The sequence below is a fragment of the Shimia sp. CNT1-13L.2 genome (genome assembly GCF_024331145.1).
Lineage (GTDB): Bacteria > Pseudomonadota > Alphaproteobacteria > Rhodobacterales > Rhodobacteraceae > Shimia.
Window position 1 is genome coordinate 112,835 of record NZ_JANDJO010000011.1, and the last position, 7,662, is coordinate 120,496.

The 7,662-nt window shown below is 62.1% G+C and carries 5 protein-coding genes and 1 tRNA gene; 3 read left to right on the top strand and 3 right to left on the bottom strand.

Annotated features, from left to right (window positions below; translation table 11 throughout):
• Positions 1 to 61: 61 nt before the first annotated feature.
• Both NNA36_RS17920 and NNA36_RS17925 read right to left on the bottom strand, forming a co-directional pair.
• The gene (locus NNA36_RS17920) at positions 62 to 709 is read right to left on the bottom strand and encodes an aminotransferase class IV family protein (RefSeq protein ID WP_255109590.1); all 648 of its coding nucleotides are present in this window, start codon (positions 707 to 709) and stop codon (positions 62 to 64) included.
• Complete coding sequence (locus tag NNA36_RS17925) at positions 664 to 1,788, bottom strand: aminodeoxychorismate synthase component I (RefSeq protein WP_255109591.1); 1,125 nt, start codon at positions 1,786 to 1,788, stop codon at positions 664 to 666. The genes NNA36_RS17920 and NNA36_RS17925 overlap by 46 nt, the downstream gene beginning before the upstream one ends.
• A gap of 196 nt (positions 1,789 to 1,984) precedes the next feature.
• Between NNA36_RS17925 and carB the strand changes: the two genes are divergently transcribed.
• Positions 1,985 to 5,317, top strand: coding sequence for a carbamoyl-phosphate synthase large subunit (carB, locus tag NNA36_RS17930; RefSeq protein WP_255109593.1), 3,333 nt, complete (start codon positions 1,985 to 1,987; stop codon positions 5,315 to 5,317).
• A 104-nt stretch (positions 5,318 to 5,421) separates the two neighbouring features.
• Positions 5,422 to 5,871, top strand: a complete 450-nt coding sequence (locus NNA36_RS17935) for a hypothetical protein (RefSeq protein WP_255109596.1) — start codon at positions 5,422 to 5,424, stop codon at positions 5,869 to 5,871.
• Between the two features lie 7 nt (positions 5,872 to 5,878).
• On the opposite strand, the gene dgt is transcribed toward NNA36_RS17935, so the two are convergent.
• Positions 5,879 to 7,246, bottom strand: coding sequence for a dGTP triphosphohydrolase (gene dgt, locus NNA36_RS17940; RefSeq protein ID WP_255109598.1), 1,368 nt, complete (start codon positions 7,244 to 7,246; stop codon positions 5,879 to 5,881).
• A gap of 258 nt (positions 7,247 to 7,504) precedes the next feature.
• Here dgt and NNA36_RS17945 point away from each other — a divergent pair.
• Positions 7,505 to 7,580 (top strand) — tRNA-Gln (locus NNA36_RS17945).
• Positions 7,581 to 7,662 lie beyond the last annotated feature (82 nt).

Below are 7,662 nucleotides of genomic sequence, written 5' to 3' on the forward strand. Positions count from 1 at the left end.
AGGTGTCCAGTTAATTTCCCCACACCGTCGCAAGCGGCGATGTTGTCCATGGTTCAGGGTTTCAGGGCGCAATCAGGACGGCAGGGATTTCACCCCGCAAGGAGTTGCCCATGGTGAACGCTTGCGCCGTTTTCAGATCCTGCAAGGTTACGACCTGTTCCCGTACATCCCCATGCTCCAGCAGACGCTGACGCAGCACTCCCGGAAGACAGCCCGAACCCAGCGGCGGCGTCACCCGTTCACCGTTTTGCAGGGTGACAAAGACGTTGGTGATCGTGCCTTCGCACAGTTCATCACGCTCGTTCAGAAACAGCCACTCATCCACCCCTTCCGGCAGAGCGGCACGCGCCCTGTCGTAAACCGCGCGCTGCGTGGTCTTGTGCACAAGCCAGACATCATCCGATCGCAACCGCGTCTCGGCAATCGCCACCGTCCAGCGCGCCGCAGTCACCCCAAGCGGGGCCGAGGTAAAGTCGCGCCCCCCGTCCGCCCCAAGGGTCAGACGACAGCGCATGGCCTGATCGGCAGTATACTCCGCCAGTTCACCAACAATGCCCTCACGGTCAAACGGATACCCAAAGCTGTCCGCCGACCGCTCCAGCCGTTGCAGATGCCGGGGAAGATCGTGAAACCCGCTCTCAGGCTCAAACCGGAAGGTCTCGATCAGGCGGGTTCCGTCGGGAATTGGCTCGCGAAACGGGCTTTCCATAGCGCCTCCTCGTATTCCGATGGCCCGGTGCTGTCCCAGACCACGCCGCCACCGACATTCAGCACGGCACGATCCTCGTCCACCATCAGGGTGCGGATCGCCACGTTGAACTCGGACGACCCATCCGGCGCCGCCCAGCCAATCGACCCGCAGTAGATGTCCCGCACCCACGGCTCCAGATCATACAGAATCTGCATTGACCTCAGCTTGGGCGCACCGGTGATCGACCCGCAGGGGAACAGCGCCCGCAGAATATCGCCAAGCCCGGCTCCATCCTGAAGCTCTGCCGCCACCAAGGACACCATCTGGTGCACCGTGGCATAGCTCTCGACCTTGAACAGTTCCGGCACATGCACCGACCCGGGTTTCGCCACGCGGCTGATGTCATTGCGCAGAAGATCGACGATCATCAGGTTCTCGGCGCGGTTCTTCTCGTCCCGCGCCAGCCACAGCTTGCGCTCGGCATCTGCCACCGGATCATCCGAACGCGGCTGCGTACCTTTCATCGGGCGCGTCTCGATACGCCCCTTGTTGTTGGTGCGAAAGAACAGCTCGGGACTGCGCGACACCAGGTCCGGCAGACCGTCCTGCAAGACAAGTGCGCCGTGCCCCACCGGCTGACGCGCCGCCAGCGCCGCATAAAGCCCCTCGACGTCACCACTGAAGGTCGCATCCTGCGGAAAGGTCAGGTTCGCCTGATAGATGTCACCGGCTCCGATGAACCCGTGTACCTTGTCAAAAGCCTCCCGATAGGTGGCCTCATCCCAGCGCGGCGCAAAGCCACCAAGGGTAAAGTCGCCACCGGCAAGCTCCGGTGCGTCTTCGGGCGCATCGAACACCCCAAAGCACATCAACGGCAGCACACGGTCCTCGCGCAGCCGGTCTTCAAGGCGCGGCTCCAGCGCACAGCCCATCTCATAGCTGCAATATCCCGCAAGCCATTTGCCCGCCGCACGCGCCGAATCCAGATCGGCCAGCGCCGAATCCACCTCGTCCAACGTCTCGACACGGATCATTCGTTCGGGCTCTGCAAACTGCACTGCCCGCCCTTCAGGACCGCGATCAAACCGAATCTTCACTGTGCAACCATACCCCATGCTACAGAATGGACCTCATATACGCCCCTTGATACAGTTGAACAGGGTAGAAAGCGGCAAGTTGCAGCAAATTCCCGATACCCCTTGAACCTTGCCCCGCGATGTCTATAACCCACGACAATTTGCGCATTCGGGCGAGTCTGCCACTCTGACGCCGCCCCACAATCCGAGGTCCGCCATGCCCAAAAGAACAGACATCTCCTCGATCATGATCATCGGGGCCGGTCCCATTGTGATCGGTCAGGCCTGTGAATTCGACTATTCGGGGGCGCAAGCCTGTAAAGCTCTGCGAGAAGAAGGCTACCGCGTCATCCTCGTGAACTCGAACCCGGCCACCATCATGACCGATCCGGGCCTCGCAGACGCGACCTATATCGAACCGATCACCCCCGAGGTGGTTGCCAAGATCATCGAAAAGGAACGCCCCGACGCGCTCCTGCCGACGATGGGTGGCCAGACCGGCCTCAACACCTCGCTCGCGCTCGAGGAAATGGGCGTGCTTGAGAAGTTCGGCGTCGAAATGATCGGCGCGACCCGTGACGCCATCGAGATGGCGGAAGACCGCAAACTGTTCCGCGAGGCCATGGACCGCCTCGGCATCGAGAACCCGCGCGCCTCGATCGTCACCGCACCGAAAAAAGACACCGGCGAAGCCGACCTCGAAGAGGGCATCCGCCTCGCGCTGGAAGAACTGGAAGACATCGGCCTGCCCGCCATCATCCGCCCCGCCTTTACCATGGGCGGCACCGGCGGTGGCGTGGCCTACAACCGCGAAGACTATATCCACTTCTGCCGCACCGGCATGGACGCCTCGCCGGTCAACCAGATCCTGGTCGATGAATCGCTCTTGGGCTGGAAAGAATACGAGATGGAAGTCGTGCGCGACAAAGCCGACAACGCCATCATCGTCTGCTCGATCGAAAACGTCGATCCGATGGGCGTGCACACTGGTGACTCGATCACCGTCGCACCGGCCCTGACGCTGACCGACAAAGAATACCAGATCATGCGGACCCACTCGATCAACGTCCTGCGCGAGATCGGCGTGGAAACCGGCGGCTCGAACGTGCAATGGGCCGTGAACCCCGCCGACGGCCGTATGGTCGTGATCGAAATGAACCCGCGCGTGTCGCGCTCTTCGGCGCTGGCCTCCAAGGCAACCGGCTTCCCGATCGCCAAGATCGCCGCGAAACTCGCCGTTGGCTATACGCTGGACGAACTGGACAACGACATCACCAAGGTGACACCGGCGTCCTTCGAACCCAGCATCGACTATGTCGTCACCAAGATCCCGAAATTCGCCTTCGAGAAATTCCCCGGCTCCGAGCCCTATCTCACCACCGCGATGAAATCCGTGGGCGAAGCCATGGCCATCGGCCGCACCATCCACGAGTCGCTGCAAAAGGCGCTCGCCTCGATGGAATCGGGCCTCACCGGCTTTGACGAAGTGGAAATCGAAGGCGCGCCCGACAAGGCCGCCGTCATCAAGGCCATCTCGCAGCAGACCCCGGACCGCATGCGCACCATCGCGCAGGCGATGCGCCACGGCCTGACCAACGACGAGATCCAGAACGTCACCATGTTCGATCCGTGGTTCCTGACCCGCATCCGCGAAATCGTCGATGCCGAGGAACAGGTCCGCACCGAAGGCCTGCCTTCGGACGAGGCCGGCCTGCGCGCGCTCAAGATGCTGGGCTTCACCGATGCCCGCCTTGCCAAGCTGACCGGCTACAAGGAAAGCGACGTGCGCAAGCGCCGCGTGAACGCCGGCGTCACCGCCGTCTTCAAGCGGATCGACACCTGCGCCGCCGAGTTCGAGGCCCAGACCCCCTATATGTATTCGACCTACGAAGCCCCGATGATGGGCGAAGTCGAATGCGAATCCCGCCCCAGCGACCGCAAGAAAGTTGTCATCCTTGGTGGCGGCCCGAACCGGATCGGCCAGGGTATCGAATTCGACTACTGCTGCTGTCACGCCTGCTATGCGCTGACCGACGCGGGCTACGAAACCATCATGATCAACTGCAACCCCGAGACCGTGTCGACCGACTATGACACCTCGGATCGTCTGTATTTCGAACCACTCACCTTCGAGCACGTGATGGAAATCCTGCGCACCGAACAGGAAAACGGCACCCTGCACGGCGTCATCGTCCAGTTCGGCGGCCAGACCCCGCTGAAACTCGCAAACGCGCTCGAGGCAGACGGTATCCCGATCCTCGGCACCACCCCCGACGCCATCGACCTCGCCGAAGACCGCGAGCGTTTCCAGGCGCTGGTGAACGAGCTGAACCTCAAGCAGCCCAAGAACGGCATCGCCTCGACCGATACCGAGGCACTCCAGATCGCGGAAGACATCGGCTTCCCGCTGGTGATCCGTCCGTCTTATGTTCTGGGTGGCCGCGCGATGGAAATCGTGCGCGACATGGCCCAGCTCGAGCGTTACATCAACGAGGCCGTCGTTGTCTCCGGCGACAGCCCGGTTCTCCTCGACAGCTACCTGTCGGGCGCAACCGAGCTCGACGTCGACGCCCTGTGCGACGGTGAAAACGTCCACATCGCGGGCATCATGCAGCACATCGAAGAAGCCGGCGTCCACTCCGGTGACTCGGCCTGCTCGCTGCCGCCCTACTCGCTCGAAGCCGACATCATCGAAGAGATCAAACGCCAGACCGTTTCGTTGGCAAAGGCCCTGAACGTGGTTGGCCTGATGAACGTCCAGTTCGCGGTCAAGGCCGGCGAAATCTACCTCATCGAAGTCAACCCGCGTGCCTCGCGCACCGTGCCCTTCGTCGCCAAGGCAACCGACTCGGCCATCGCCTCGATCGCCGCACGCCTGATGGCAGGCGAGCCGCTCTCGAACTTCCCCGAGCGCCCGCCCTACGAGGAAGATGCCGACATCTCGACCCCGCAGCCAATCGCCGACCAGATGACCCTGGCCGACCCGATCATGCCGTGGTTCTCGGTGAAAGAGGCCGTCATGCCCTTCAACCGTTTCCCCGGCGTCGACACCATCCTCGGCCCGGAAATGCGCTCGACCGGCGAAGTCATGGGTTGGGATCGCTCCTTTGCACGCGCCTTCCTCAAAGCCCAGCTGGGCGCAGGCATGATCCTGCCCACCGCAGGCAAGGCCTTCATCTCGATCAAGGACGAGGACAAGACCGAGCTGATGCTCGACGCGGCCCGCATCCTGATCGACCTCGGCTTTGGCATCGTCGCAACCGCGGGCACCGCCAGCTGGCTGACCGAACAGGGCGTGGCATGTGACAAGGTCAACAAGGTCTACGAAGGCCGCCCGAACATCGTCGACCTGCTGAAAAACGGTGACATCTCGCTGGTGATGAACACCACCGAAGGCGCACAGGCCGTCAACGACAGCCGCGAAATCCGCTCGGTGGCCCTGATGGACAAGATCCCCTATTTCACCACCGCCGCCGCCTCCAACGCCGCCGCCCGCGCGATGAAGGCCCGCGAAGAAGGCGAGATCGAGGTGCGCAGCCTGCAAGGCTAATCCGCCCTCCGAAAAAACATCAAAAACGCCGACATCCTTGACCGATGCCGGCGTTTTCGATTCTGGCGGGTGGTAAAGTGGCGGCAAATCTCCTGGAGAGTGACATGAAGACATTTGCCCTTTCGCTGGCCCTCTGCCTCGTCGCCGCGAGCGCAGCACAGGCCAAGCCCCCCACCTGCCGCACCTGGCAGGGTATGGAAGTGCCCTACCTTGGCAACCCCGCCGTCGAGGGCCTTGGCGGTGCCACGACCGACCGCAAAGGCCGCGCCATCATCGCGCTGCACCCCGAACGCCTTGGACAGCTACCACCGTTGGTCGCCGATTTCTGGCTGATCCGCGAATGCGCGCAACATGCCATCCACCCCACCCGTCTGACCGAGCAATCAGCCGACTGTTTCGCCATGAAGACCATGCTGAAAAAGCGCAAACTCTCGACCACAGAACAGATGGAAACCCTGCAGGGTCAGCTGCGCGCCCTGCCCCAAGACGCGCTGCCACGCGGCCCGATGACCGAAGCCCGCATCACCGCCCTGCCCGCCTGTTTCGAGAACTGACCGCCGCTTACCGGATGCCCAGCACGAGGTCACTCATCTGCAGGGCATACCGGTCGGTCATGCCGGATACGAAATCGCACAGGGACCGCGCCGCGCTATAGGGATCACGTGCATCGCGCATGTCGATCCCGCTCGCCCGGATCAGCTTGCGGGCGCTGTCGTCTTCCGCCTGCAACCGGTCCAGATCCCAGTCGCACCGTTCCAAGCCCACATACAGCTCCGAGAAAGCATCCAGAACATTGCCGATGGCCCGCTCGCCCAAAATTTCCAGCTTGGTCTTGCGCGCCGAGGTAAAGACACGCTCGACACAAAAGGCGCGAATGGCATTGAACAGCGGCCCAAGCGGACCATCTTCGCTCAGCGCGCCATTGTAACGCCCCACCATGATCGCGTCGTAATTGTCCCAGAAGGCCGCCATGCAGGAATCAATCGCCCGCCCGATCGCGATGGCCCTGAGGTAAGACACCTGCTCTTCTTTGCTCTGGCTGTCCTTCACCGTCTTGTTGCCCGCAAGCGGCCCCAAGAGCTTTACCGCCTCCTCATAGGACACATCCCCTGAAGCAAAGCCATCCTCGATGTCCACGATGTTGTAGCAAATGTCATCCGCCGCCTCGACAAGGAAGGCCAGCGGATGCCGCCGCCACATTGGGGCTGCACCACCCGCAACCTCGATCATCCCGACACCCTGCGCCACGGCGCCGAAATAGTCCGCTTCGGATAGGTAGAACCCGGGCTTCTTGAACGACACATAAGGTGCGTTGCCCCCGGCCTTCCAGGCCCGCGCCGCCGGTTCGCTACAGGTGTATTTCGAAAACGCCCCGAGTGTCGCAAGGCTCAACCGCATACCGCCTTCGTTGCGGTACATCTCGGTGCGCGTCAGGATACGGAACCCCTGCGCGTTGCCTTCGAACCGGCGCAGCTCCACCTGCTCTTCGCAGCTCATCTGCGAGAACAGCCCGTGGCCCGCATCCAGCACCCGGCAGAACCACTTGCCGATGCTCTCTTCCCCCGAATGCCCGAACGGCGGGTTCCCGATATCATGCGCCAGACAGGCCGCCTGCAACACATAGGAAAGACGATGCGGCGCATCCGCCCCGACGCCTTCGATCTCCCGCTCCAGCAACCCGGCCCCCAGCTTCATGCCCAACGACCGCCCCACGCTCGCGGTCTCGGCGGAATGGATCAGGCGGTGGTGAATGTGGTCCACCTCGTAAAGCGGATGCACCTGCGTCTTGTTGGCCAGCCGCCGGAACGGCGCGGAAAACAGGATACGGTCGGCGTCCTGGTGAAACACGTCCCTCGACGGATCTTTTTCCGGCTGCTTGTCGGCCCCCAAAAGATCATCACACAGCAACCTGTCCCACTGCATCCGCATCACATTCACCTTTCAACTGTCCCTGCACCTACCTATTGGCGCACCGGAAACACCGCAAGCAAAGACCCCCGAAAACCCGATCCCGCACCTCCGCAATACCGCCGCGATACCGACGTAATACCGACACCGATTTCCCGCCCTTTTCCCCGTCCGGAACGGGCGCAACCCCGCCACCCAAGGCCGGAGATTTTTTCCACAAAAAAATGCAATTCAGGGCTTGCGCCCCCCCGCCAGCTTCATTAATTAGCCCCTCACTGCTGGGATGTAGCTCAATTGGTAGAGCACCGGTTTTTGGTACCGTAGGTTGTAGGTTCGAGTCCTACCATCCCAGCCAGTCTTCCAGACATTGAATGCTGTATCGCCTCTAGCGCAGAGCTGTCATGCTTTGCGAGCGAAAGTGCCCCAGCGGATGCCCC